This is a genomic window from Mycobacterium sp. E1747 (genome assembly GCF_001667775.1).
Taxonomy (GTDB): Bacteria; Actinomycetota; Actinomycetes; order Mycobacteriales; family Mycobacteriaceae; genus Mycobacterium.
Window position 1 is genome coordinate 1 of the sequence record NZ_LZJI01000041.1, and the last position, 23,861, is coordinate 23,861.

The 23,861-nt window shown below is 63.6% G+C and carries 22 protein-coding genes, 1 other RNA gene and 2 pseudogenes; 5 read left to right on the top strand and 20 right to left on the bottom strand.

The window, feature by feature from the left end; translation table 11 throughout:
* Window positions 1-28: 28 nt before the first annotated feature.
* Both A5695_RS03415 and A5695_RS03420 read right to left on the bottom strand, forming a co-directional pair.
* A pseudogene (locus tag A5695_RS03415) lies at window positions 29-910 on the bottom strand (serine hydrolase domain-containing protein); the annotation flags it as partial.
* Between the two features lie 154 nt (window positions 911-1,064).
* Entirely contained in the window at window positions 1,065-1,535 is a 471-nt protein-coding gene (locus tag A5695_RS03420; RefSeq protein ID WP_197515348.1) for a CAP domain-containing protein, read from the bottom strand.
* A 121-nt stretch (window positions 1,536-1,656) separates the two neighbouring features.
* On the opposite strand from A5695_RS03420, the gene A5695_RS03425 reads away from it, so the two are divergent.
* Complete coding sequence (locus A5695_RS03425) at window positions 1,657-2,400, top strand: N-acetylmuramoyl-L-alanine amidase (RefSeq protein WP_231974701.1); 744 nt, start codon at window positions 1,657-1,659, stop codon at window positions 2,398-2,400.
* 171 nt (window positions 2,401-2,571) lie between these two features.
* On the top strand, window positions 2,572-3,255 hold the full coding sequence (locus A5695_RS03430) for a C39 family peptidase (protein ID WP_231974702.1): 684 nt from the start codon (window positions 2,572-2,574) through the stop codon (window positions 3,253-3,255).
* 7 nt (window positions 3,256-3,262) lie between these two features.
* Here A5695_RS03430 and A5695_RS27170 read toward each other — a convergent pair whose 3' ends face one another.
* Both A5695_RS27170 and A5695_RS03440 read right to left on the bottom strand, forming a co-directional pair.
* Window positions 3,263-3,739, bottom strand: coding sequence for a hypothetical protein (locus A5695_RS27170; RefSeq protein WP_082945829.1), 477 nt, complete (start codon window positions 3,737-3,739; stop codon window positions 3,263-3,265).
* 86 nt (window positions 3,740-3,825) lie between these two features.
* Window positions 3,826-4,968, bottom strand: a complete 1,143-nt coding sequence (locus A5695_RS03440) for an aldose epimerase family protein (protein WP_231974703.1) — start codon at window positions 4,966-4,968, stop codon at window positions 3,826-3,828.
* 344 nt (window positions 4,969-5,312) lie between these two features.
* Here A5695_RS03440 and A5695_RS03445 point away from each other — a divergent pair, with 344 nt between their 5' ends.
* On the top strand, window positions 5,313-5,780 hold the full coding sequence (locus A5695_RS03445) for a glucose-6-phosphate dehydrogenase (RefSeq protein WP_068078187.1): 468 nt from the start codon (window positions 5,313-5,315) through the stop codon (window positions 5,778-5,780).
* Between the two features lie 471 nt (window positions 5,781-6,251).
* On the opposite strand, the gene A5695_RS03450 is transcribed toward A5695_RS03445, so the two are convergent.
* From A5695_RS03450 to A5695_RS03490, 7 genes are all read right to left on the bottom strand, one after another.
* Window positions 6,252-7,457: an acyl-CoA dehydrogenase family protein gene (locus A5695_RS03450; RefSeq protein WP_068078190.1), complete on the bottom strand. Its 1,206-nt coding sequence runs from the start codon at window positions 7,455-7,457 to the stop codon at window positions 6,252-6,254.
* Window positions 7,457-8,695, bottom strand: coding sequence for a cytochrome P450 (locus A5695_RS03455; RefSeq protein ID WP_068078193.1), 1,239 nt, complete (start codon window positions 8,693-8,695; stop codon window positions 7,457-7,459). Before A5695_RS03455 ends, A5695_RS03450 begins: the two co-directional genes overlap by 1 nt.
* Before the next feature lie 437 nt (window positions 8,696-9,132).
* Window positions 9,133-9,621, bottom strand: a complete 489-nt coding sequence (locus A5695_RS03465) for a nuclear transport factor 2 family protein (RefSeq protein ID WP_082945830.1) — start codon at window positions 9,619-9,621, stop codon at window positions 9,133-9,135.
* 281 nt (window positions 9,622-9,902) lie between these two features.
* On the bottom strand, window positions 9,903-10,724 hold the full coding sequence (locus A5695_RS03470; protein ID WP_068078203.1) for a mycofactocin-coupled SDR family oxidoreductase: 822 nt from the start codon (window positions 10,722-10,724) through the stop codon (window positions 9,903-9,905).
* 777 nt (window positions 10,725-11,501) lie between these two features.
* A complete protein-coding gene (locus A5695_RS03475) occupies window positions 11,502-12,335 on the bottom strand; it encodes a helix-turn-helix transcriptional regulator (protein ID WP_068078208.1) in 834 nt (277 codons plus the stop codon).
* A 723-nt stretch (window positions 12,336-13,058) separates the two neighbouring features.
* Window positions 13,059-13,910, bottom strand: coding sequence for a bifunctional 2-polyprenyl-6-hydroxyphenol methylase/3-demethylubiquinol 3-O-methyltransferase UbiG (locus tag A5695_RS03485; protein WP_068078214.1), 852 nt, complete (start codon window positions 13,908-13,910; stop codon window positions 13,059-13,061).
* Between the two features lie 171 nt (window positions 13,911-14,081).
* Complete coding sequence (locus A5695_RS03490) at window positions 14,082-14,747, bottom strand: cysteine hydrolase (RefSeq protein ID WP_068078219.1); 666 nt, start codon at window positions 14,745-14,747, stop codon at window positions 14,082-14,084.
* Between the two features lie 197 nt (window positions 14,748-14,944).
* Between A5695_RS03490 and A5695_RS03495 the strand changes: the two genes are divergently transcribed.
* Window positions 14,945-15,895 (top strand): LysR family transcriptional regulator, encoded by a 951-nt coding sequence (locus A5695_RS03495; RefSeq protein WP_068078223.1) that lies wholly within the window; start codon window positions 14,945-14,947, stop codon window positions 15,893-15,895.
* A gap of 153 nt (window positions 15,896-16,048) precedes the next feature.
* On the opposite strand, the gene A5695_RS03500 is transcribed toward A5695_RS03495, so the two are convergent.
* The 9 genes from A5695_RS03500 to ftsE form a co-directional block, all read right to left on the bottom strand.
* Window positions 16,049-16,693 carry a cutinase family protein gene (locus A5695_RS03500; protein WP_231974704.1) on the bottom strand — a complete coding sequence of 215 codons (645 nt, stop codon included), beginning with the start codon at window positions 16,691-16,693 and terminating at the stop codon, window positions 16,049-16,051.
* 341 nt (window positions 16,694-17,034) lie between these two features.
* Window positions 17,035-17,402, bottom strand: a transfer-messenger RNA (tmRNA) gene (gene ssrA, locus A5695_RS03505).
* A gap of 90 nt (window positions 17,403-17,492) precedes the next feature.
* Window positions 17,493-18,338: a maleylpyruvate isomerase family mycothiol-dependent enzyme gene (locus tag A5695_RS03510; protein ID WP_068078226.1), complete on the bottom strand. Its 846-nt coding sequence runs from the start codon at window positions 18,336-18,338 to the stop codon at window positions 17,493-17,495.
* Between the two features lie 18 nt (window positions 18,339-18,356).
* Window positions 18,357-19,391, bottom strand: a complete 1,035-nt coding sequence (locus A5695_RS03515; RefSeq protein ID WP_068078229.1) for a tetratricopeptide repeat protein — start codon at window positions 19,389-19,391, stop codon at window positions 18,357-18,359.
* 6 nt (window positions 19,392-19,397) lie between these two features.
* On the bottom strand, window positions 19,398-20,645 hold the full coding sequence (locus tag A5695_RS03520; protein ID WP_369830153.1) for an AAA family ATPase: 1,248 nt from the start codon (window positions 20,643-20,645) through the stop codon (window positions 19,398-19,400).
* Between the two features lie 54 nt (window positions 20,646-20,699).
* A complete protein-coding gene (locus A5695_RS03525; RefSeq protein ID WP_369830154.1) occupies window positions 20,700-21,548 on the bottom strand; it encodes an EamA family transporter in 849 nt (282 codons plus the stop codon).
* Window positions 21,545-22,054 (bottom strand): SsrA-binding protein SmpB, encoded by a 510-nt coding sequence (gene smpB / locus A5695_RS03530; protein ID WP_068078233.1) that lies wholly within the window; start codon window positions 22,052-22,054, stop codon window positions 21,545-21,547. Before smpB ends, A5695_RS03525 begins: the two co-directional genes overlap by 4 nt.
* Window positions 22,055-22,056: 2 nt before the next feature.
* Entirely contained in the window at window positions 22,057-22,950 is an 894-nt protein-coding gene (gene ftsX, locus A5695_RS03535) for a permease-like cell division protein FtsX (protein WP_068078236.1), read from the bottom strand.
* Window positions 22,951-23,640, bottom strand: coding sequence for a cell division ATP-binding protein FtsE (gene ftsE, locus A5695_RS03540; protein WP_067271337.1), 690 nt, complete (start codon window positions 23,638-23,640; stop codon window positions 22,951-22,953).
* Between the two features lie 20 nt (window positions 23,641-23,660).
* On the opposite strand from ftsE, the pseudogene A5695_RS28905 reads away from it, so the two are divergent.
* Window positions 23,661-23,861, top strand: a pseudogene (locus A5695_RS28905) (hypothetical protein); the annotation flags it as partial.

A 23,861-nucleotide genomic window follows, 5' to 3' on the forward strand; every position in this document is an offset into this window, starting at 1 on the left:
CCCCCTACAGCGGTGAGGTCGTCTTCTGGGGTACCGGCCCCACCGCGGCCCCCCTGACCGCATGCGGACCACATGCCTTGGCCAGCGGCAGATAACGAGTGTCCCGCAGGCCCAGCGGCGCGAATACGTGTTCGCCGACGTAGACGTCTTCCGCCTCGCCGGTGACCTTCTCGACGAGCGCGCCGAGCAGGATGAAGTTGATATCCGAGTAGCGGAAAGATGCGCCGGGACTCGACTCCAGCGGAGTCGTGAGCGCACGATGAACGCCCTCGCCCTTGTCGGGTGTGTCCAGTCCCCACGGATCCTTGAGTTCGACGTCGCCCGTCTCGCCCGAGGTGTGCGTCAACAAGGTTCGAACCGTCACGTTGGCGCGCCGGGGATCGTTGGCCGGGTTGAACTCCGGCAGATACCGCTGCACGGGATCGTCGAACTGAACCTTGCCCTGCTCGTAGAGCTGCATGACGGCGGTCGCCGTCGCGAGGCTTTTGGTCAACGACGCCAGGTCGAAGATGGTGTCCTCGGTCATCGGCTCGGCCGGCGCGGGTAATCCGTCCAACCCCGGTTCGCCCGGGAGCTTGCGCGAGCCGAAAGCCTGATCGAAGACGACGGTGCCGCCGTGGCCGATCTGGACCACCGCGCCGGGCAGCCTGTTGGCCTCGATAGCGTCGTCGATCAGCTTGACGACAGGCGCGAACTCGGGTCCGGGCGGCTTAGCGGCCGGGGAACCGGGCGGCTTTGTGGCCGGCACCTGCGCGAGCTGCCGGGTGTCGGTGGCCACCGGGTGCGACGCCTGCCCACGCCCGCACCCCGCCACGAGCGCGAGCACGACGGCTCCAACGGCGACGACCTTCCGCCGACCGAAGGGCAAGCCGTCAAGCGAGCTGTCGCCAACCCTGCCGGCCGGTCCCATCGCCACGCCTCCCGACTTGTTCTCCTACCGGCAAAGCGTAGTGCGGTTCTCGGCGAGCCATCCAAGTTTGCGCGGACGGTTCCAACGCAATCGGCCCCACGAATACACCTGCTAGTCAACAACTCTCATGGGCCTCGCGGCCATGCGAACCGTTTCAGGCGGCGAAGTCGCCGACCACTGTCATCTTGTTGCCGTCCGAGGCGGTGGCGAAGCCGGCCGCGGTGTAAGCGCAGTTCAGAATGATTCCCCGGTGTGGCGGGCTTTGCATCCACAAGTCGAGCGCTTGGTTGGGGTTCGCGGCGGACCCGGTACCCCAGAAGACGACCTCACCGCTGTAGGGGGTGCGGTAGCCCGCGTCCGTGATGCGCGTCTGCGGTGAAGAGCCGTCCGAACCCATGTGGCCGTTCACCCCGTTTCTGAGCATGTCGTCGGCGTGCCGCTGCGCCGCATCGGTCAGACGCGGGTCCTGGGCGATCGGCCCGCAGTCCTGACGAAGCCGGTTCACGCCGCTGTACAGTGCCCACCCCGATCCGTCCGCGCGGGCGGCGACGCCAACCGTTCCGGGAGTCGTTGCGAACAAGGCGCCGAGCGAGACCACTGCGACAACCTTGACTTGCCTCGTCATGTTGCCTCTTGCCACACCGTGTCTTTCGGGCTGCGGCATGCAAGCGTTACCGTCTCGTGACCATGGGTGGTCGCCGCGATCGCCACGTTGCGCAGCCGCGATCCCCGTATCGTGGTGAGGCGTGTGTGAGCCCGCGTCGAGCCGGCCGGTCGTCGTCAGCCGCCGCCGGATGCTGGGGCTGGCCGGCAGCGTCGGCGCGGCGGCCGTGGTCGGCACGCGCGCGAAGACCACACCGACGGACGTGGGGTCGACGGCGGATGCCCGCCTGGCCGCTGCGAGTTCGGCCCTGTTGCTGTGCCGGGAGGCGTGGGGCGCCCGGCCGGCCCGCGCCGGGGGCAGGCCGCACACCATCACCCGGATGACTCTGCACCACGAGGCGGTCGTCCTCGGCGACAACCGCAACGCCCCGGGCCACCTCCGCGCGGACCAGCGCTACCACCAGGATCAACACGGATGGATCGACATCGCGTACCACGTCGGGGTCGACCGCAACGGCAACATCTACGAATTGCGGAGCACCGAGCTTGCCGGCGACACGGCGACGGACTACGACACGACGGGCCATTTCCTGGTCCTCTGCGAGGGCGACTTCGATCAAGAGGTTGTACCCGAGGCGCAGCTCGTCGGAGCGGCGCGCGCGTTCGCATGGGCCGCCCAGACTTTTCGCGTCGCAACCACCACGTTGGCGGGCCATCGGGACCTCGCGTCGACCTCTTGTCCGGGCGCCAACCTGTATGCGCACCTGTCGTCGGGCGACCTCAAACGCCGCATCGACGATCTGCTGGCCGCGGGCGGGGTGGACCTGCAGCGGTTCTGCGGACCCGACGCGGCGGCAAGAGTCGCGGCGATCGAGGCCGGGAACTGAGGTTCGCCGGCGCGTCTGATTGCGCTGCGCGGGTTTGCTGACGGTGCTACGTTGCTGACCAATCGGTAGTTCGGCCGATCTTTGCGAGGCAACGTGTTGGGTTCTCGGTCCGCGACTGCGCTACCCGGCGCCCTGGCGGCCGTCTGCATCGGTATCGCGAGCTTATCGACGTTGTCTTCGTGCAGTGCCCCGTCGTCGTCGATGCGCGCGGCGGCGACGTCAGCTACCGCTGGAACTGGCCGGACTGATGCCGGCTCGCCGAGGGCCACGGCGGTTGCCAGCGGTGTGTACGGCGACCCCGGCGGCGCCGCCGAGTTCTGGCAGCAGCAGTCGTACGAGGACAACTGCGGGCTGGCGTCCGTGGCCGACGTGGTCGGGGAGGTCACCGGCCACTCCCCGACCGAGCAGCAGATCATCAAGCTGGCACAGCACACGCCCTCGTCGATCCGCGACGGCCCGATCTACGCCCCCACCGGCGACCCCGCCCACGATGGCCCGAACGGCGGCATCGAAATGGCCGACACGGTGGTGCTGCTCGACCACTACGGCATCAAATCGCGCATGACCTACGACAAGCACCCCGAAGAGGTGGGGATGTCGTCGCTCGAGCAGTACCTGGGTGCGAACCGGAAGGTCATCGCCTGGGTCAACTCCGGAACGATCCTGAGCTCCAACGACCAGCGCACGTCGGCCGATCATCTGCTGGTGGTCACCGGGATCGACACCAACAAGGATGTCGTTCACCTGAACGACCCCTACGCCGATCACGCCAACACGGAGGTCAGCGTCGATACGTTCATGACCGCCTGGAAGATCGGGCAGGAATCGATCGTCGTGACCGCGCCGCCGGGTTAGGGATTCGTCACTGTGTATCGCCCGGGCCCGCCGTTTTCAGGGCGCCCGGCGCGGTGGTGGGGGCCGTTGGGGTCGTCGTCGGGGTCGCGGGGCTCGTGGGGCTTGTCGTGCTCGTCGGCTTCGTCGTGCTCGTCGGGCTCGTGGGAGTCGTCGGGCTCGTGGGGGTCGTCGGGCTGGTCGGAGTCGTGGGCGTGGTACTCGCCAGGCCCGGCCCTTCGCCACACCAGTCCGCCACGTCCTTCGGGTACTGCTCGAGCGGTGGTGGGCAACGCTGCCCCGGCGGGAAATTGGCGCCGGCGTTGAGCAGGTCGCAGGGCACGTAGACCTGCTTGCCCGTCTGGGTGTTGGTCAGGCACTTCGTCGGCGGCTCGCCATGGGCCGCGACGGGAATGACGGCTGCCGCCGCCGCCACCACCGCGCCGAGCGGCAAAGCCAGGCGGCGATAGGTCATCAAAAGCTCCTCGTAGTTGCTGCGAGAGTTCATCACGATTAAAGCCGCCCACCCCCGGCGCAACGCAAATTACCGCTGTGACCGGGACATTCTCCGACCGAGGGCGCCGGCACCGCCTCTCATTGCGTGCCGAAGGCGAAAACCGTCGTCGAATCGTAGGTCTGGCCCGGGTTGAGCGTGGTCGTCGGGAAGTTCGGGTGGTTCGGCGAGTCCGGGTAGTGCTGGGTCTCCATCGTGAATCCCGCGCCCTGCCGGTAGGCGTGCCCGCTGGTGCCCGTGAACGCCCCCTCGATGAAGTTGGCCGTGTAGAACTGCACACCGGGCTCGGTGGTGGAGACCGTCAGCGTGCGCCCAGACTTCGGGTCCTCGGCCCTGGCCGCTTGCACCAGCCCGGTGTTGTCGCCGCGGTTGATCACCCAGTTGTGGTCGTAACCGTTGGCCAGCAACAGCTGCGGGTCGTTGGCGGTGATACGCGCGCCGATCGCCGTCGGTGCTGTGAAATCGAACGGTGTGCCCCGCACCGGGACGATCTGGCCGGTCGGGATCTGGGTGGGGTCGGTTGGCGTGTAGTTGTCGGCATCGATGGTGACCTTGTGGTCGTAGATATCGAGCGCGTCCTCACCCGCCAGGTTGAAGTAGCTGTGATTGGTCAGGTTGATCACGGTCGGCGCATCGGTGGTTGCGTGGTAGTCGATGCGCAGTTCGTTTTTCCGGTTCAGGGTGTAGGCGACGGTTGTCGTCAGCGTGCCGAGGTAGCCCATTTCGCCTGCGGGACTTACATATTGGAGCTTGAGGCCCACGCTGTCGCCATCGTGCTGCTGGCCGGCCTGCCATACCTTGGTGTCAAAGCCCGCGGTGCCGCCATGCAGGCTGTTGCCGTTATTGTTAGTCGGCAGGTGATACTCGTTGCCGTTCAACGAAAATGCCCCCTTGGCGATCCGGTTGCCATAGCGGCCGATGATCGCGCCGAAGTAGGTCTTGGCGGATCCCGTGTTGTTCAGGTAGCCGTCCAGGGTCGGGAAGCCCAGCACCACATTCCCGACGTGTCCGGCGCGGTCGGGGACCTCGATCGACTGAATGATGCCGCCGTAGGTCAGGATTCGCACGCGCATGCCGTACCCGTTGGTGAGCGTGTAGCGCATCACCGGGGTCCCATCCACCTCACCGAACGGCTCGCTGGCGATCGAGGGCGGCTCCGCGGGTGCGGTGGTCGTGTTGCCACATGCCGCCAAGCCCGCGACGCCGGCTACGACGATAAGCAAAAGCAATCGTTTGCCCTCCACGGGCCTCCTCGCACTCGTACCTAACCCACCTTTGCACCAGAGAAAGGGCCCCGTCTCTGCAACGTTCGACGCCCGGAGCGGGCGACTCGCTCAGCTGGAGTGCCGGGCGGCCGGGTGACGTTGGTGCGCCGAGGTCGATTCGAACGCCACAACTTCGTTCTACGGTGCGGAGGTTCGCGCCGGTTCTGTCGGGCAAGGTGGCCCGTACGCCCGGTATGCGGGACGGGTGAGGAGCTAGACATGCTGCGGCCACAAATTTCACGGTGCTCACCTCAGAGTATGGGCGCACAATTGAGGAGTCGGTCCAAAACCTGGGAGCTGCGATGACCGAGCAACGGCACGACTTCTTCGGCGAGATCTTCCAGCGGTTCTTCAGACTCGCTATCGATGCATATCCGCGAACGGGTGGAGCGCTCGTCGAAAGGTTGTTCACTCTGTCTGACGACGTTCCCGACAAATTGGCACAGACCCGGTGCGCCGCAACGGCATGGGCCGAAGCCGAAACCACGAACGCCACGATCACCTCGGAACTCTTCGTGATCACCCAACACGGGCTAATGTATGCCGCGGGGTTGAGCCAGTCGCGCCGGGCGCTGTATTACCTGGCTACCCCGCCCGCATTGTTCGATCCGTTCGTCGATCAGGTCAACACCGCCGAACTGCATGAGGGCTCGGTAGCCGCGGTGGACAGCCGATTGGGCCGCGACCTCGCGTCCGCACATCCGATGGACGCCGCCCTGCGCCGAATACTCAATGAGCACCTGGCGCTGCGGGTGGATCTGACCGCGTGACCGTGCCATCACATTGGGTTGCTGCGACTTGGATCTGCTCACCGTGCGCTCACGTTCAACGCCTGTCCTGATCGTCATCCCGCCGAACCGCGGTCGATCCGCTCAACCGTGGTGTTGAGCCGTAGATCGACGCCGTCCTCGCGCGCGTGCGGGTCAATGTGTTCGACCACGGGTCGGAAAGGCCGGGCGCCTCTCGACGCAGCCACCGCATCAGCTCGATCGACGAGCACTGGCCGAATCCCCTTGTCCTTCAGGCTCAGCGCGGCAGACTTGTCCGGCCCGGGCCGGCACCAATAATCACCACTCCCCGGTCATGCATCGCTAGTGACTTCCCGCGTAGTCAAGCCGGGGATCGCATTGGCCATTGCCTTCACGGCGAACAGCCTAGCCCGCGAGATCTCCGGAGCAGCATGCAACTTCACGCGACGGAGGCTGCGCCGTACTGCTGAATCACAGCACCTTCCCTTGGTGTCAGACAAAGGGGCTGATCCGATCCTCGATGCCCAGTAACGCCTTGCCATAGACTTCGTAGCCAACAATGGGCTGCAGACCGGCATGCCGAGCCGCAGTGTTCGCATCACGCCAATACTGTTGCATGCGGTTTGATTCCGCGAAGCTTCCCGCACCGTGCACGTTTACCAATATCGATATGGCATCAAGAACCTGCTGGGCCAGGTATCCGGCCCGCGCCCGTACCTCCGCACGCACAACGTATGTCACGAGTTCCCCTGCCGCGGCGGCGGCATCCATGGTGGCGGCGATGTCGTAGGCGTGCAGCTGCGCAGTCTGCAATCTCAAAGCCGCTTCAGCGATCTGGATCTGTACCCCAGCCGACTCGCTTTGTCGCGAAAAATACGTGTGATGCATTGCCTTGGCCGGCGCCTTACCGATAACGAGTTCCAGGGCGGCCTTCCCCAGCCCAAGCAACGGTCCAACCACTAACAGTGTCGCGACCGGTGCGAACGGCAGCCGGAACATCGATCGGTTGCCGGCCACCCGCGGTGTCTCATCGGCTACCGCGCTCATCGGAATCGTTCGGTAGCCCGGAACGAACACCTCCTGGGCAATCCAGGTATCGCTGCCCGTTCCACGCATTCCCACTGTGTTCCAGCTCTTCTCCAGGTCCAGCTGTTCGGCTGGGACGACGCACAACATCGCATCTATCGGCTCGTCCGATCCGTCGGCGACGACGACTGCCAACACCGCCCAGTCGGCGTGGTAGGCACCCGACGCATACGGCCACCGTCCGCTGATGCATAGTCCGCCCTCTACGCGCCGCGCCGACCCAGGAGTGTTCACCCCAGCCAACCGAATGTCCGGGCAGCCACCGAAAATCTCCTGCTGAACTTGCGGCGAGCACAGCTGCGCCATCACCCAGGCCGCGGCCGCATCAACCGACACCAGCCATGACGCTGACCCGTCCGCCATGCCTATCGCTTCCGTCACTTCGATCACCGTGCGCAGGTCGACGGCGTAGCCACCGAAGTGCCTCGGCGTGAGGAGCCGAAACATGCCCGCCTCGGTCAGCGCATCGCTCACGGGATCCGGCAGCCGGCGCAACACCTCGCCATCGGCGACATGCGCATCCAACAGCGGCTGCAAGGCATGGGCTCGGGCGACAAGCTCACGACGCGATGGCTGATCTTCTTGCTGTCGAACGGCTGGGCCAGTGCTCATCAAATCCCCTCGTGTACATAGTTTTTCGCTGTCGCGACAACAGGCGTTGGCGTGAAAACCACCGGCATCGATTGCGGACCGGTGACGAAGTTGGCAGCACGCAAAGGTGCTTCAGGGCTGTAAGCCAAATGGAGGTCGGGCAGTCGCTGCAGGAGGCGTTTGGTCATGATCGACAGCTCCAGTCGCGCGAGCTGGGCGCCAAGGCAAAAGTGAGTTCCAGAACCAAATGCCAAGTGGTTGTTAGGTGTTCGTTCGATGCGGAAGTTGTCCGGGTCGCCGAATACAGTTTCGTCGAAGTTGGCCGACTCGAACATCAACATGATTTTCTCTCCCTTCCACAGACGTACACCGTGAAAGTCGATGTCGGCTGTCACGGTGCGGCACATGTTCTTGACCGGTGAAGTCCAGCGCAGCATTTCCTCGATCGCGCCGGGAAGCAGGTCCGGATCGGATGTCAGTCGGACCCATTGGTCACGATGCTGGAGAAGTTGTTCAAAGCCGCCCGACAATGTATGTCGAGTTGTCTCATCCCCGGCGATGAGGATCAATAGTGTCTCGTACACGATTTGGTCATCGGTCAATCGATGCCCGTTGACTTCGGCATTAGCGAGAACACTAAACAGGTCATCGGTCGGGTCGTCACGACGTTTGGCGATGATACCCATGGTGTAGGACGTGTACGCGCCGAACGCTCCCATCATCGCCCGCATTCTCTGGTCGTCTGCAGCTGAGCTCAGCCCCGTCATCAGATCCTCGGACCATCGCAACAACATGCATTGGTCCTCAGGCAGCACCCCGAGCATTTCACCGATCACCGCCATCGGTAACGGTGCGGCGATATCGCGGACGAAATCGCACGCCCCGCGTTCGCAAATTGTGTTGATCAGGTTGTCGCAGAGTCGGGTGATCGAAGCCTCCTTTCTGAGCACACCCCTGCGGGAAAAGCCGGTGCTGACCAGTCTGCGGCGTAATAAGTGCGCGGGATCATCCAGATCGAGCATGTAAAACATTCCCGGATACTCCGGTCGGCTCCCTCCCGCGCTCGAAAATACCGCTGGATTTCGTTCGGCGTCCGTAATCGTCCGATGTGTAGTCGCCGCCGCTAGCCCGTTGCGGTCGCGGAAAACCGGTTGATTGGCGCGCATCCACCGATACGCCTCGCGTGCCGATCCGTCGGCGTAAAACGTGCCGTCGATCAGATCGACGTTCGGCTTCGGTTGGCGAAAAAAGCGTTTCATATCGATTGCGTTTCGAGACAGGGTGTTTGGCGAGTCCTGGCGGTGGTTACCGTTTCTCCGTCGATGTGCCCGACGGGGGCTTCGGCCCACAGTTGGGTCTTGCTGGACCGGTTGAGCGCGTCGTCATCGTTCAGAAAGTTTTGAGTTGGCGATTGCGTGCGGAGAGGGGGGCACAGATCGTGCAGGTGTCGAGCGAACGGCCGGCCGAGTATCGGCGAATCCTGCACTGGTGCAGTCGTTTCAACGTCGCGCGAGAAACCATGGTGACTCATACTCCGATAGTGCGGCCGCCGATCGGCTTTATCCAGGACGCGTAACTCCTGGCTGCGCGGCAGCCAGGATTACCTACTGACCAGACGTCGAAGGCCGGCTTCCGATGCGGATCCATGCCCGGCCCAGCAAATGGTCAGCCAATCGGCGAACCCCGGCCTCGATAGTTACGACGCGAATACCGGAGTCAGATCGAGAAACACGCGGTAATTCGTAATCGAGCCGTCCGCCGCGGACCGCCAAATCGACACTGTAGGGACCGTCACCTCCATGCCATCGTGACGCGTATAGGTCACCCTCGCCTCAGCAATGGTGTCCTCACCGGCGACCCACTTGTTGACGATACGGTGGCGTAGCCCGGCGATGCTGCTGAAGAACGCGCTGCTGCCGTTCGCGATGGCGTTGCGGCCTTTCATAGGTTCGCCATTTCCGAACGTCATGGTGGCGTCCCGCGCGAAAAGCGCCGCGAACGCATCAGCGTCCCTCCTGTCGATTTGGGCGAAGATGGACTCTGGATTTCTCATGCCGGTTCCTCCACTTGCTCGTCGCTGGTTAGTCGGAACGTGGTCCCTCGAGCCGCAGATCCTCTCACTGGAGGACAATTCGCGATCCCGCCTCTCGCAGTCGGCTTTCGCGCTAAAGCACTGCCGCAGCATCTATCGAGCGCACGAACCTGCGTCACCGGAAGGGCCACGCGGGTATGACGTTTCGCGTGTCGGGGCGACGGTAGCGCGGCCCGAGCGCAACGGTTGAACAAACTGCTGGCGCAAAACCGCGGCCCGCGCGCCGGGCGCTTGGTAATCCGTTGCGACGTATGCGACTACGCCCCTGTCGTCGCGCAGGACCAGTAACACACGCCACCGTGTTTCTCCGGCCCCCGATTGCCGGGAGGCTCGCTCGCGGTTGTACCTGTCGCACGCCTGGACAGCCAGCAGCCCTATCGAACGCAGAACCCGGCATCCACCGGAAGTGTCACTCCGGTCACATATTTCGCGTGGTCACTGACAAGCCACACGACCGCGTCGCTGACGTCTGCCGGCTGAACTAACGGCACGTCCAGAAGATTCACCGTCGCTTGTTCTACTTCCGGGTTCTCGGCTAAGTATGTGAGAACGGCCTGATTCATGATCATCGGCGTTTCAACGCCCGTCGGATGCACTGCATTGACACGAATGTTGTCCTTGGCCAGCCAGTGCGCGAACGATCGCATCAGGCCAACAACACCATGTTTGGCCGCGGCGTAGCCGCTGATCGCAGCGGTGCCATCGCCACCCGCGCCCTTTAGCCCCTGCGTGGAACTGACGAGCACGACTGCTCCGCCATTTCCCGCTGCACGCATACTCGGCACGGCAGCGATAACCGTATTCCACACGCCAACTAGGTTGACATCGATGACAGTCCGGAACACCTTATCGAGATCAGGCTCTTTGGTACCCACAGCCGCTATCCCCGCATTGGCTACGACAATGCTAATCGGGCCGAGGTCATCGGTGGCTTCGGACACTACGCGCTGCAATCCTGATAAATCGCGGACATCGACCGCTCTCGCGAAGACCTTTCGCCCGAACCATTCGACCATTTTGGTTGTGCGCTCCAAGTCATCGAGGGTGCCCAACTGGTAGGGGACGCAGTCGATTTGCTCGCACACATCGATAGCGACGATATCCGCGCCCTCTTCCGCCAGCCGAATAGCGTGACTACGCCCCTGTCCTCGCGCGGCCCCAGTGACAAACGCCACCTTGTTCTCAAGCAGCCCCATTTTGGGATCCTTTACATCGGTTAATTGCGTTGTCGCGCGTCGCAGTTGTGGCGCACTACTGCCCGCTACGGTCTCGAATACTGCGGTTGTTATTTCGTCGGATAACTCTAATAATGGTGCGCGACAACCATATTGGCGCAAACATGCTCAACGTAAACACAAGCCCCTCGAAACGTAAGAGAGGAGACGTGTCGAAGGCTCCTAGGATGAAGACCGCTGTCGCGACGGGCGAAATCATGCAAGCTACAACGTCGCGCATCGGCCGGTTTGGGAGAGATCTTGGCTGGATTGTCTTACGCCTCACGTCATAAAGCTCCTTTCAACTGGGTGTGGACGCGAACGGGGGGTGGTCAGTCAAGGTATCCGTCACGTTGGCGGACCGAGCAAAGGATCCGTCGGCTAGCGTGGTTCGTTTCAAATCGCTCAAGTAAGCGGCCGATAGCAAACTCGCCCTCAACGGACGACCCGTAGTCCGACGCAGTGATGAACGTCGGGCCCAGCGGGTAACCAGGACCGCTTCGGCCCAGCCCCAACTGCGAATTCACACCGGCGGGCGTCATCGGTACTGCAGTGCAGGCTCACGGAGACGAGTTGGCCAGGAGGGATCTCGTCTCCGCGTGGATGCCCGAGGAACGATGGATCGAGCATCGGCGAGTTCTCATCTGACGCGGGTGCGTCAAGATGTCTCGCACGATCGTTGAGGGGCATAGCCCAATAGTGGAGCGGCTTAACGGAGTTATCCAGGACGCGTAATTCCTGGCTGTGCGGCGGCCCGGGTTATCCGCTAGCGAGATTCCGGAGGCCGGCATCGGATGCGGATCCCGGCTCGGCCCAGAAAACGAAAAGCCAATGGCCGGTTCCCGGTAGCAGCATCTGTTGATAGTTTAGATCCAGAGGACCTACCTGCGGATGGTTGATGAGCATCAGCGGGTCAGGCTGTTGGGTGACGTCATGTCGGGCCCAAAGTTGTTGAAACCACACGCTTCGCTCTGCCAGTTCATCGACTAATCCGATCAGAGCTGGATCCGGACGTTGGCCCAGTACGGCGCGTATGAAGGAGACAGACCACGCCGACAGCCGTTCCCAGTTGCGGTAGAAGTACCGCATCTGCGGATCGAGAAAGATGGCCCGCACGGTGTTCGCCCCGACTCCATAATGAGGGCTCAGTGCCTCGGCAAGCTTGTTCGCGCTAACTATCGTCATCCCGGGGTCAGCCACGAGTGCGCCCGTCAAGGGCCAACTGTCAAGCAGGACCCCAATCTTGGAATGAGGCCTCTGCAACAGGTCCATCCGCCTTCCAACGAGGCTGTGATGAACGAGGTTTCGCATATATGCCACGGCGTCGTCATCGAGTTGCAAAGCTTTACCGAGGGCATCAAGCACTTGATTCGACGGGTTGTCTTCTTGGCCTTGCTCCAGCCGTCGGTAGTAATCGGTGCTGATACCAGCTAGCACCGCCACTTCCTCCCTTCGCAGCCCAGCCACCCTGCGGCGCCCCCCTGCTGGCAGTCCGACATCAGTAGGTTGAACCAGGCTTCGACGAGCTCGCAAAAACTGCGCCAGAGTGATCTCGCCGAGCGGATGCGCATGATCCGTGTGCCCATCGCGCATGGTGTCGGGGTCCGTTCTGATTGATACTCGCGTGGTCGCGGTTATGGCAATAGCGATCAGCGCCGTATCGATTAGGCTCGCTAACGAGCGCGGCGGATGCGCTCGTCCTCGACGCAGCTATTGGTAGCGGGCGCGGCCGGGCCTGCAGGAGCATGCTGGACGACCGTGAGCTCGCTTGGGCTGTGCCGCTTTCCGACACGCAGTCCGGGATCTTTCTCCTGCTCGTCGATGACGGTGTGGAGTAGGTCTGCGGTCGAGGGATCTGACAGTGTTGTCGAGTGCTCCTTGGGTGGATGGGCTTTCGGGCAAGAACGGACCGAGCGGGCCGCTATACAGCGTGATTCGTCACTTCGATATGGAATACAGACTGCAACGTCGCGTCGATCGGATAAAGCGCCAATGTCGGATCGCTGTGATCGCCGACGCCGATTAATCGGGGCCGTCACTTCCTGCGCGGTCCGTATTCGCTGGCCCAGGCGCGTAGCTTGAGGTCTTTCGAGAGCGCGCGCCTATTGCGGCGTATGCGGATCCACATGCGCCCGCCCGTGGGCACGGATCCCCCTCGACCGGATTGCCCCCGCGGTCGCACACAATCCCGCGTCGACGCGATCAAGCTGTCGATGGAATCCTCATAGATCTCGATGTGCCAGCGGCCCAACCAGATCGCCACGCGCAGGTTTACGGTGCTGTTGGCCGGCGAAACCGTCATCCGCAGGCCCCGTATCAGGTTTCCAGCGCTGGATGTGCGCCATCATCGGTCTCAGAAACGTTTAGCCAGCCAGTCATGCCCTGACGCCCAATCCCGGCCACCATCATCGGTGTGTATAGGCGTAGATCCTTGTCGTCGAGGCGCGCAATAGCGGCATTCGCGTCGTCCTCGTGTACCGCGCCGATGTCGATGGCTGGTTGCAGCATGCTCCTGATCGTGAGCTCGAAAAAGTCGAATCCCAGGCAAGTGCCGTCAATTACCTGGACGCTGCCCCTGCCTCCGACTACCGCCAAACCCACTTGGTGGAGCGCAGGCAGGACGCGACGCCCATAATTGATAGCGACGCCGGCCTCCTCCATATAATTGAGGATTGCCGTGGTGGTTGCGTTTAGCGCGGGATGGGTTGTCTCCCAGGCGAAGTAGTTCCAATCGAATTCCTCGAGGACGATCCAACCGCCGGGACTTAGCGTAGCCGTCAACCGGTTCAGGATTTGCTCGCGATCGCTGAGGTGCTGAAGGACGAGACGTTCGTGGACGAGGTCGTACTTGCCGGGGGGAATATCGTCGGTGCGGATGTCGAGGCAACGAACGTCGACGGTGCCTGATCCCAGACCTTCGATGAACCGAGTGTCGATGTCGACGGCTGTCACAGCAGCTCCTTGGTCGGCCATCCACTTGACCAATGAACCACCGCCGGCGCCGATTTCCAGGCAGCGCCAACCAGCGCCCAGTCCGAGTTCGGTAAAGAGGGACTGACTACCGGAATCCCATAGGGCTTCGTTGCCCCTGAGGCGAGCGCGCTCCCGTTCTGCGTCGCCACCGAACATATTCGCCCGGAACAGGTAGTCACCGTTTGGCTGTGTCATCCCTCTGATTTTGTGTTAGCGAATACGCGGTTTCCAGGGCGTGGTCTTCCTGGCTGTGGCGCACCCCTGGCTTTGGTTGTCAGCGTTTATGTGGTCCGCGCCCAGCCCCATACCAAGCCCGCGCAGTCACTTGCCCGCTCCCAGCGGCCGGCGAACATGACCGCGTCGGCGCTACGGCAGGCGACTCTCACTCGTCATGGCAGCGACCGCCTCGGCCGTAGATGGAACGGCATGCGCGAGGAATGCGTAGTTGACCAAGGCGGCGAGGTAGCCGTCTCCGCGAGTCGGGTTCCGGGGGCCCGCGGTGGCATCGCGGACGGCGGCCACTTCGAATCCCTGTTCAAGCAAATCCCGCAGGTGCGACTCGACACAGATGTTGGCGAGCATGCCGCACAGAAGGACCTTAGTGATGTGCCGCTTGCGGAGTTGCAGCACCAGGTCGTTGGTCTGCGGTCCCCATACTTTGTGAGGGCTGGCAACGACGGTCGCCGGGTCCTCGATGAACGGCCTCAATTGGTCGAGCCAATCAGCACCAGAACCGGTGAAGCCGTCAAGCCTGAGCGGGCCAACCCGTGCAAACGTGTTGGTGCGCAGTTCATCTTCCTCCAGCGGCCCATTGAAAAACCATTGGTGGTCGGTTGGGTAGAAGTAGTGCGGGGAGATGAACGTGCGATAGCCGCCTGCCGCGGCGGCTTTGCAGAGTTCGATGAGGTTTTCGACTGTTCTGTTCTCAGTCACACTGGCGCCCAACATGTCCCAGTTCCTGCCTGAAGGTGACAGGACATCATTCTGCGGGTCGATGACGACGAGCGCAGTGTCAGCAGGATCGTATTTCACGCTATGGCTCCCCGGGTGAATAAGCTGTCGGTTACGAACGAACCAAGCCGGTGGTTATGCAGCTTGCTTCCCACGTCAACGAGTGAATACAGACTCCAACGTCGCACCCACCGGGTAAAGAGCCAATGTCGGATCGCTGTGATCGCCGAGACCGATTAATCGAGGCCGTCCAGTTGCCGCGCGGTTAGTATTTGCTGGTGGAGCTGCGTCAGCTTGAGGCCTTCGTTGCGGTGGCCACTGAGCTGCACTTCGGTCGTGCAGCTCAAAAGCTGTATATAGGGCAGTCAACGGTGAGCGAACTGATACGGCGTTTAGAGAGCGAGTTGGGTGCGCAGCTGTTGACGCGCAGCACCCGTCGAGTCGCCTTAACCCCGGCCGGACTGGAGTTGCGCGACCGCGCCAGACTCATTCTCGACGAGGTTGCGTCGGCGACGGCCGCCGTGCATCGAACCGTCCAGGGCGAGGCCGGCACCGTGCACCTCGGGATCACGCCGCCGGTCGGGCGGGTTCTCGCACCTCACCTTGCCGCAGCCCTGCATGTCGAGGCGCCCGAGCTACACCTAGTTGTCCGACGAATGTGGTTGACCGACCTTAAGCGTGCCGTCGCCGAGGGCGCAGTCGACGTCGCCATCACCTGCGGTCGAATATCTGACCCACCCGGAACCGTCGGAAAGGTGTTCTGCGGCGAGCGTTTGCTGGTCGCTTTGAGGCCCAATCATCGTCTCATCAACCGCGACACGATCGCTTTGGAGGACTTGGCGGGTGAATCCCTCGGCATTCACAGCGATGAGCTGTTTCCGGCATGGGCGCTAGCCGAACGGCAGGCCCTTGACGCCGCCGGGGTGTCGCCGTGCACGGTCGAGCTCGCAGACTCCAATTTATCCGCATGTTATTGGACGGCGCAGGCTGAAGTTGACTGGATCCTCACGACCGCATCGGTCGCAGGGACAGAGATGACCAGTCCGACGCGGCCCGTAGCGCCCACCCAATTCATTCCCTATATGCTGCAATGGAATCCCGACCGCGCCTCGACCGAGGCTGTGCCCCGTTTTGTGCAGTTGGCGCTGGCCGTCGATCCGCCTATCGGTTGGGCGGCCCAACCTGACCACTTGCAGAACGCCCGCGTTAGACGCGCCGAGACGACCTGAGCTCGAAGGGGGCATTGTCCCCGGCTCGAATTCATCAAAGCAAGAGTCCTCACGTTGAGGCGGGGGATCGCCCTTGTGCACCCTCCTGACCGCTAGTTGGGCGACGTGCCGATGGGTCACCCGAGCGCATCGGCGGAGACGACCGCTTCGGCTCTACAAGCGGCCCGCGGCGAATGTCGCTGCCTGATTTGTCATTCCCGACTGAACGTACTGACCATGTGGCGCCATACTCACACCGCGCGTGCAAATCGGATCCCCAGCCATACACATGTCGATTGTTTTCGCGACGTAAAGCGGGCCAATGGTGGGAAGCGCGCCGGCTGCCATTGCCCGCGCGAATGTGCCCGATGCCGACGGATTTCCGAAGACAGCGACGGCGGCGACATGATCGGCGACCCCGGGTGGCATCTGCGTGGTGATTACGTCGACCACGGCCGCACCCTGGGAGTACCCACCGAGGACCATCCTGGTGTTGGGACAGCTTGCCGCCATGGACTCGGCATGAGCGCTCGCGTCGTTGACACCGGCAGCGATGGAACTACGGAAATTGTTGGTGGCAGGGTAGTTGACCGGATATACGCTGACAGTCCTCCGTCCTACCTGCGAACGCAGGGAATCAACAAAAGACTGTCCGACCCCCCCAACGCCAGGAGGCTCGGATGTGCCCCGGGCGAACACCACGTCGACGTCGGAGCAGGGAGCCGCGGTAGCGGATGGCAGGGACGAGGCAGCGGTCAGCAGCGCCCAAGATGCAACGAAAGCCGCACCGAGCAGACCAGAAATCGGATGTGCGGTCACGGCGTGCGTAGCATGTTGTCGCTTAGCATGTTGTCGCTTCGAAAGGGGTTTGGGAACGACCCTTTGGGCCGCCTTAATGGCCCGCGCGCCGGTCCGACGATGAAAGCTCATGGTGGTTGCCCTTGGTGTGGTCGCCGCCCGGTCGGCAGCTCTCACAGTTGGGAGCAACGGGGCGGGTCCCGGGGGGACACTTTTTCCGCAGCCGGCGTCAGTGTCGTGCACGTAGGTGCTCCACCCCCGCGTGTTGCCGCGCCGAATGGCGCCCCAGGGTGAGCTCAGGCGATCGATCTTGATAAAAAGAAGACTGGCCAGACCCTTGTCGGCTCTGACCAGCCAGTTCCCAGTGGAGCTGCCGGGAATCGAACCCGGGTCCTACGGCATTCCCTCAAGACTTCTCCGTGCGCAGTCCGCTATGCCTCTACTCGGATCTCCTGGTCACGCGAACCAGCCAGGATGACGATCCCAGTCGCTGTTGGTGTCCCGATGAGTCCCGCGACCGAACTCATCGGTGGATCCCTCTAGCTGACGCCAGGCTCCGGGTCGAGGGCTTTCCCGGTCTGACGGACTAGCTGTCGCTTAGGCAGCGAGAGCGTAGTCGCGCTGATGTGAATCGGCGCTTAATTGGTTGCAACGACGCTTACGGTGGTCTCTTGCCTGCACCGGCACGCTTCCCTTGATTCGATGCGCGAAGTCGAAACCGTTCAGCCCCTCGCATCCCCGCCGATTTTCGGCAGGACAGTCAATGGTACGCCGTTACCAACGCGCGGCAACGAACTTGTCTTCCCGGCCCGCGCTGCGATCAGATCACGAAGTTCAGGTGCTCGACGACCTGGGCGGCAATGTCCTTGTCCCCGCCGAGGTCGACGGACCGCGACCGCGCGGCGCACATGGGCCGCCCGCCGGCCAGCCGGGTGAACTGCAGGCCGTCCAGGCGGATCGTCACGGTCGGCTCCTGGCCGCCGAAGTCGTCGACCAACTGGGCCCGGCCGTCCACGCTGACGCGGATCTCGCGGGACAGCGGCCCGGTCAGCTCGAACAGCACCCGCGAGCCCTCGGGCGCCTTGGCCCGCTTGCCCACCACGTAGCCCATCGTGGCGGCGATCTCGTCGAGGGACAGTTCCGACGCGGGTCCGGCGAGCTGATCAGCGGACGACGGCCACCGCAGCGCCTCGCGGATGTCCTGCTCGTGCATCCAGCAGTCGAACACCCGAACGCGCATGAACCGCCCGTAGCTCTCCGGGCCCACCGGCGTCACCGTCACGGCGTCCCAGTCCTCGGCGGACATGCCCGTCAGCGCCGTCCGCCGGTCGTCGGTGATGTCCTTGAACCGCTTGAGCACGTCCCCGCCCGCTTCCGCGCTCAGGTAACGCACCCAGCACTCGTTCATCGCGCCGATGTCGTTGCGGACATGCCCGAGCGTCGAGACGTCGATGTCGGGCTGCGGCGCCGGGACGCCGGCGAGGAACGACTCGGTACCGATCATGTGCGCGACCAAGGCCCTGACGTCCCAGCCGGGCAGCGGGCTGGCCGCCCCCCACTCCGCTTCCGGCAACCCGTCCAGCAGCGCGGTGATGTCGTCCCACACCGTGAACAGACCGGCGAGCACTTCGGACTTGTCGAGCTTGGTGACGGGGCGATCAGCCATGGTCGGATAGTAGGCCGATCATTTCCCGATGAAGAGTCCGATTCGAATAATGATCAGGGCGCTGACGGCCAGCAGTCCACCCACGACGATCATGACCTGGGGCCCGGGATAGACGGTGACCCACGCGCCCGCCCCGATGGCCAAGAGCGCGTGGACGGCGCGGGCCGCGGAGAAATGCTGCTTGCGTAGTACCGACAACAGCACGCCGCGTGGAATCGCGCGTAGCAACCACCACAGCACGGCGATCAAGGCCGCGGTGAGCAGCCCCACGACCACTCGCGCCAGGGCGGTCGGACGCCCGTCGTTGTAAGCCCCGGCGGTGATCGCGAGCAACACACTCAACAGACCGGCACCGATCGTCACACCGGTGAGCACCTTTCGCAGCACCACCCCGATGTTCCGGCGGGCCAGATCCGCCAGCTCCGGGTCGCTTCCAGCACCGAGAAATCCGCGCAGGGCGCGACCAAACTTGTTGCGGTCCAATCGGTGGACGGCCAGATCGTTGAGCGCCTCGGCGTTTCCCGGATCCAACTGCAACGCCTGCCGATAGGACGCATCGGAGTCGGCCAGCCGGCCCAGCCGGTGCAGGATCGCGCCCCGCAGTATCAAAGCGTCGACGTTATTGGGTTCGAGCTGCAGCGCTCTGTCAATCACGTATAGCGCCGTGGACAGTTGTCGCGAACGCAGCAACAGGCCAGCATAAAGGCGGTATTGGGCTGCCTGGTTCGGATGGGCGACGACTCCTCGCCACGCCATCCACATCGCGTCGTAATTGCGCCCCAAGCCCTCGAGCGCAAGCGCGTAGACCCGCATGGCAAATTCGTGTTGCGGTGCGGCCGACAACGCTCCATACGCGCTGTGGGCTGCATGCCAATAGTTTTGGAGTGCATGTTCGGTTGCGGCGTGCAGGGCCAGCAGGTCAGGGTCATTGGGATTTTGTGACAACGCGGTCCGCGTGACGTCTCGCGCCCGCTCGTAATTCTTGGTTTCGTAGTACGCGTGGGCTAGTCGCAGGGCACCGTCGGCTCGATTGACGCCGGCCTCCGAAGTCACTGGCAGCTACCGAAACTTCCTGCGGCGCAGGTACTTCGCCAACTCGTCGTAGGTGCCGTCACCGTTGGCGAATTCGACGACATTGCGCGCCGTGTCGAACCAGGGCCCGGTGCTGGGGCGAATCTGGGCGAGGGCGTTGTCGATGTCGGCCATCAGCACCGGCCGCACCTGGCCGCTGCGCATCGAATCCGCCATCGCTAGCTGCGTCGCGATCTCGCATACGTAGGCCAGGTCGGCACCGGAGAAGCTTTCGGTGCGGCTGGCGATCGTCTTGAGGTCGATACCGGAAACGGGCCGATCCTGCAGGTGCGATCGCACGATGCCCGCTCGGGCTCCGACGTCGGGCAGGCCGACGAAAATCATCCGGTCGAATCGGCCCGGCCGCCTCAGCGCCGGGTCGACATCCCAGGGCGCGTTGGTGGCACCCAGGACGTACACCCCGTCGTTGGCCGACCCCGCCGAATCCATCTCTTCCAACAGCGTGTTCACCACCGGGCGCATCCCCGAGCTACCGCTCAAGGCGGAACGCCGGTGTCCCAGCGCGTCGACTTCGTCGAAGAACAGCACGCAGGGCGCGTTGCGCCGGGCGGTGTCGAAGACGGCGCGGATGCTGCGTTCGCTGTCGCCGAACCAGTGGTGCAGAACGTCGGCGATTCCGACTTGGTAAAAGTTCGCGCCGAGTTCGCCCGAAACCGCCTTGGCGATGAATGTCTTGCCGCAGCCTGGCGGACCGTAGAGCAGCAGCCCGCCGCGCGCGGTCACCTTGTACGCCTTCATCAGCTCGGGGTTTCGAATCGGGCCGAGCAGAGAAAGGTCCAACTGGCGTTTGACGTCGTCCATGCCCGCGACATCATCCAGTCCGACGCGGACGCGCTGCACGACGTCGAAGTCGTCTTCGTTGACGGCGTCAGGAGGCCGGTCAACAAACGCGGGGTCGATGATGCCGGCGACTTCGCGCTCGGCGCTCGACCAGTCGAACCCCTCTTTGTCGGCAGACCGCTCGTCAGCCCGCGCCGAACCTTCCGACGGCGGTGCGCCCAGCGCCGCGCTGCACCGCTGTAGCAGGCTCAGCGCCTGGGCGTTGGCCGGATCCTGGGTCAAGGCCGTGCTGCAATGAGTCAGCGCCTCGGCGTACCGCCCTCTGTCCGCCAGCAGACTGGCGAGATGCAGCCGCAACTCGATCACGTCGGGGCTGCGTTCCACGGCCCCCAACAACTCCCGGATGACCGGGTCCTCGGTCTCGGATGCCGCCACCCTGATCTCCCCGCGTGTGCGTGCTGGCAGCCCAATACTAAGGGGGCCCCGCCGTCAGCTGGCGGCGATCATGGCGACTGATCCCATGGCCATCACCATCCCGAACCCCTGCCAGCGCGTCAGCCGCTCGCGCAGCACGACCATCGCCAGCACGACCGTGGCGGCCGGGTACAGCGAGATCAGGATGCTGGCCAGTGAGAGCAACCAGGTGTGCAGGGCCAGCAGCATGGTCACGTTGGCGCAGATGTCCAGCACGGCGACGGCCAACGCCAGCTTCAGCGGTTTGCCGCGCGGCACCCGGAGGTTGTCGCTGGCCGCGGCCATCACGAAGATCACCACGGTCGCCGCCAGCCGGGCGAACACCAGCGGCCACAGTTTGCACGCGTGCGGCGCCTGGTGCAGAAACACGAGGTTCAGCCCCATCGCCGAGCCGGCCAGCAGCGTGAGCCACGCCACCTTCGGGGTGAATCGATACGGCGTGACGCCCTGTGCGGCGGTGGCTTCCCGACTCACCAGCATGACCGCGATCAGAGCCAGCACGACGCCCACCGAAGCCCCCGGCCCCGGCCGCTCCCCCAGCGCCACTCCGACCGCGACCGGCACGGCCGCGTTGAGCACCGCCGCCAGCGGTGAGACGACCGAGATCGGCCCTGCGCCCAGCGCGGCGAAGAACGCCCACATGCCGACCGCCATTCCGACGCCGTAGAGGCAACCCCAGAAGACGGCCCCGCGCGAGATCGGGCCGCCCACGGCGAGGGCCAACCCGCCCAGCAAGAATGTCTCGATCGGATAGACCACCAGCATCACGCGCAGCGCGGCTACCCGTCGAGCGGCTACACCGCCCACGAAATCGCTGACGCCGTAGGTAACGGCCGACAGCTGGGCGTAAGCGGCCCCGATCAGTTCATGCCCTTGGCTCGGCGACCCAATTCACGGACCACTTCGCGCTGGGCATCGCGGCGGGCCATGTCCTGACGTTTGTCGTGCGCTCGCTTGCCGCGCGCTAACGCGAGCTCGACCTTGACCTTTCCTTCGGAAAAATACAGAGACATCGGCACGAGGGCGAGGTTACCATCTCGTATCTTTCCGACCAGACGGTCGATTTGTTGCCTATGTAACAACAACTTTCGGTTGCGACGTGGCGCGTGGTTGGTCCAGCTACCGTGCTGATACTCGGGTATGTACAAGTTGCGCAACCACACTTCGCCGTCGTCGACAGTTGCGAACGCGTCCGCCAAAGACGCATGGCCTTCGCGCAGGCTCTTCACCTCGGTGCCCTGTAAAGCTACCCCGGCCTCGAATTCTTCGAGGATCGAATAGTTGTGCCGCGCTTTGCGATTGGTGGCGATAATCTGTTTGCTGCCGCGCTTGCCGCCCGCCCCCTTGGCCCGGCCGGGATCTTTCGCCACAGCTACCGCCTGATGTAGAGGCGCAGCGTGGCGTAGGAAGTCAGGCCGGCGATCGACACGCCGAGCAGGAACAGCCACGGCGAGATGTACAGAATGTCCGCGTAGTCGACCTTGGCGATCAAATGCGCTTGGTAGAACTGGCTCAGCGCGTTGTCCAGGAACCACGCCCGCACCAGAACCAAGCCGACGATCGCGATGGCGACACCGATGGCCGCGGCCAGCATGGCCTCCACCAGGAATGGCAGCTGGGTGTACCAGCGGCTGGCGCCGACCAACCGCATGATCTGGATCTCCGTGCGCCGAGTGTGAGCGGCGACCTGGACCATGTTGGCAATCAGCAGGATCGCCCCGATGGCCTGCACCAGGGCGACGGCGAACGCGGCGTCGCGCAAACCGTCCAGAACGGCGAATAGCCGGTCTATCAAATCCTTTTCGTTGAGGATGCTGCGCACCCCGGGCTGGCCCTGCATCGCGGCGTCGAACTCCGCGTGCTGCTCGGGATTGTTCAGCTTGACGATGAACGACGCGGGGAACGACTCCTTGCCGGCCACGTCCTTGAACTCCGGGAACTTCTTGATCGCGTCGTTGTAGGCGTCCTGCCGGTTGACGAAACGCACCGATTTGACGTCTTGGCGCGCATCGATCTTGTTCCGCAGCGCTTTACACGGGCCGGACCCGCACGTCGCGTCGTTGGCGGAGATGTCGTCGGTGAGGAACACCTGTGTCTCCACGCGGTCGAGATAGATCTCGCGCGAGTTGTCGGCCAACCGCACCACCAACAGACCGCCACCGAACAGGCCGATCGATATTGCCGTGGTGAGGATCATGGCCGCCGTCATCGTGACGTTGCGACGGAGCCCGGTCAGGACCTCGTTGAACAGGAAGCCAAAGCGCACTTAGCGGTCCATCCCATAGATGCCGCGCTGCTCGTCGCGAACCAGCCGCCCCAGAGACAACTCCACGACGCGCTGACGCATCGAGTCGACGATGTGGTGGTCGTGCGTCGCCATCAGCACCGTCGTCCCCGTGCGGTTGATCCGCTCCAACAAATCCATGATGTCCTTACTGGTATCTGGGTCGAGATTGCCAGTCGGCTCGTCGGCCAGCAGAACCAGGGGCCGGTTGACGTACGCGCGCGCGATGGCCACCCGTTGCTGCTCGCCCCCGGACAACTCATGGGGCAGCCGGTTCGCTTTGCCCGACAGGCCGACCGTTTCGAGCACCTCGGGCACCACCCGGTTGATCGCGTCCGCCCGCCGGCCGATCACTTCCAGCGCGAAGGCGACGTTCTCGTACACGGTCTTCTGCTGCAACAGGCGGAAGTCCTGGAACACGGTCCCGATCACCTGGCGCAGCTTCGGAATGTGACGACCGCGCAGCTTGTTGACGTGGAACTTCGACACCCGGATGTCGCCGGTGGTGGGGTTCTCCTCGCCGAGCAGGAGCCGCATGAACGTCGACTTACCCGAACCCGAGGGGCCGATCAGGAAGACGAACTCACCCTTGTCGATTTTGACGTTGACGTCCTCTAACGCCGGCCGAGCCGACGCTTTGTACTTCTTGCTGACATGGTCAAGGGTGATCATCACGGCACGCCAGTGTAGCCGTGAATTTCGCTGGCAAGCCAAGTCAGCTGGCCGGCGGCGGCGAACTGGGCGACGGGCCTGGCCCCGGCTGCGGTAGCTGGGGCGGCGATGTGGGCGTACTCGTGCGGGGCGGGCAGAAGGGCGGCGGCAGCAAACAGATTATCGCCACCAATCGCAAAGCGCGGCACAACTATTCGATCCTCGAAGAATTCGAGGCCATC

Coding starts and splice junctions, on each gene's coding strand:
- A5695_RS03420 (WP_197515348.1), bottom strand. CDS start 1,535: ATGACGAGGCAAGTCAAGGTTGTCGCAGTGGTCTCGCTCGGCGCCTTG.
- A5695_RS27170 (WP_082945829.1), bottom strand. CDS start 3,739: ATGAACTCTCGCAGCAACTACGAGGAGCTTTTGATGACCTATCGCCGC.
- A5695_RS03445 (WP_068078187.1), top strand. CDS start 5,313: ATGACCGAGCAACGGCACGACTTCTTCGGCGAGATCTTCCAGCGGTTC.
- A5695_RS03450 (WP_068078190.1), bottom strand. CDS start 7,457: ATGAGCACTGGCCCAGCCGTTCGACAGCAAGAAGATCAGCCATCGCGT.
- A5695_RS03455 (WP_068078193.1), bottom strand. CDS start 8,695: ATGAAACGCTTTTTTCGCCAACCGAAGCCGAACGTCGATCTGATCGAC.
- A5695_RS03465 (WP_082945830.1), bottom strand. CDS start 9,621: ATGCTGCGGCAGTGCTTTAGCGCGAAAGCCGACTGCGAGAGGCGGGAT.
- A5695_RS03470 (WP_068078203.1), bottom strand. CDS start 10,724: ATGGGGCTGCTTGAGAACAAGGTGGCGTTTGTCACTGGGGCCGCGCGA.
- A5695_RS03475 (WP_068078208.1), bottom strand. CDS start 12,335: ATGCGCGATGGGCACACGGATCATGCGCATCCGCTCGGCGAGATCACT.
- A5695_RS03485 (WP_068078214.1), bottom strand. CDS start 13,910: ATGACACAGCCAAACGGTGACTACCTGTTCCGGGCGAATATGTTCGGT.
- A5695_RS03510 (WP_068078226.1), bottom strand. CDS start 18,338: ATGGCTGATCGCCCCGTCACCAAGCTCGACAAGTCCGAAGTGCTCGCC.
- ftsE (WP_067271337.1), bottom strand. CDS start 23,640: ATGATCACCCTTGACCATGTCAGCAAGAAGTACAAAGCGTCGGCTCGG.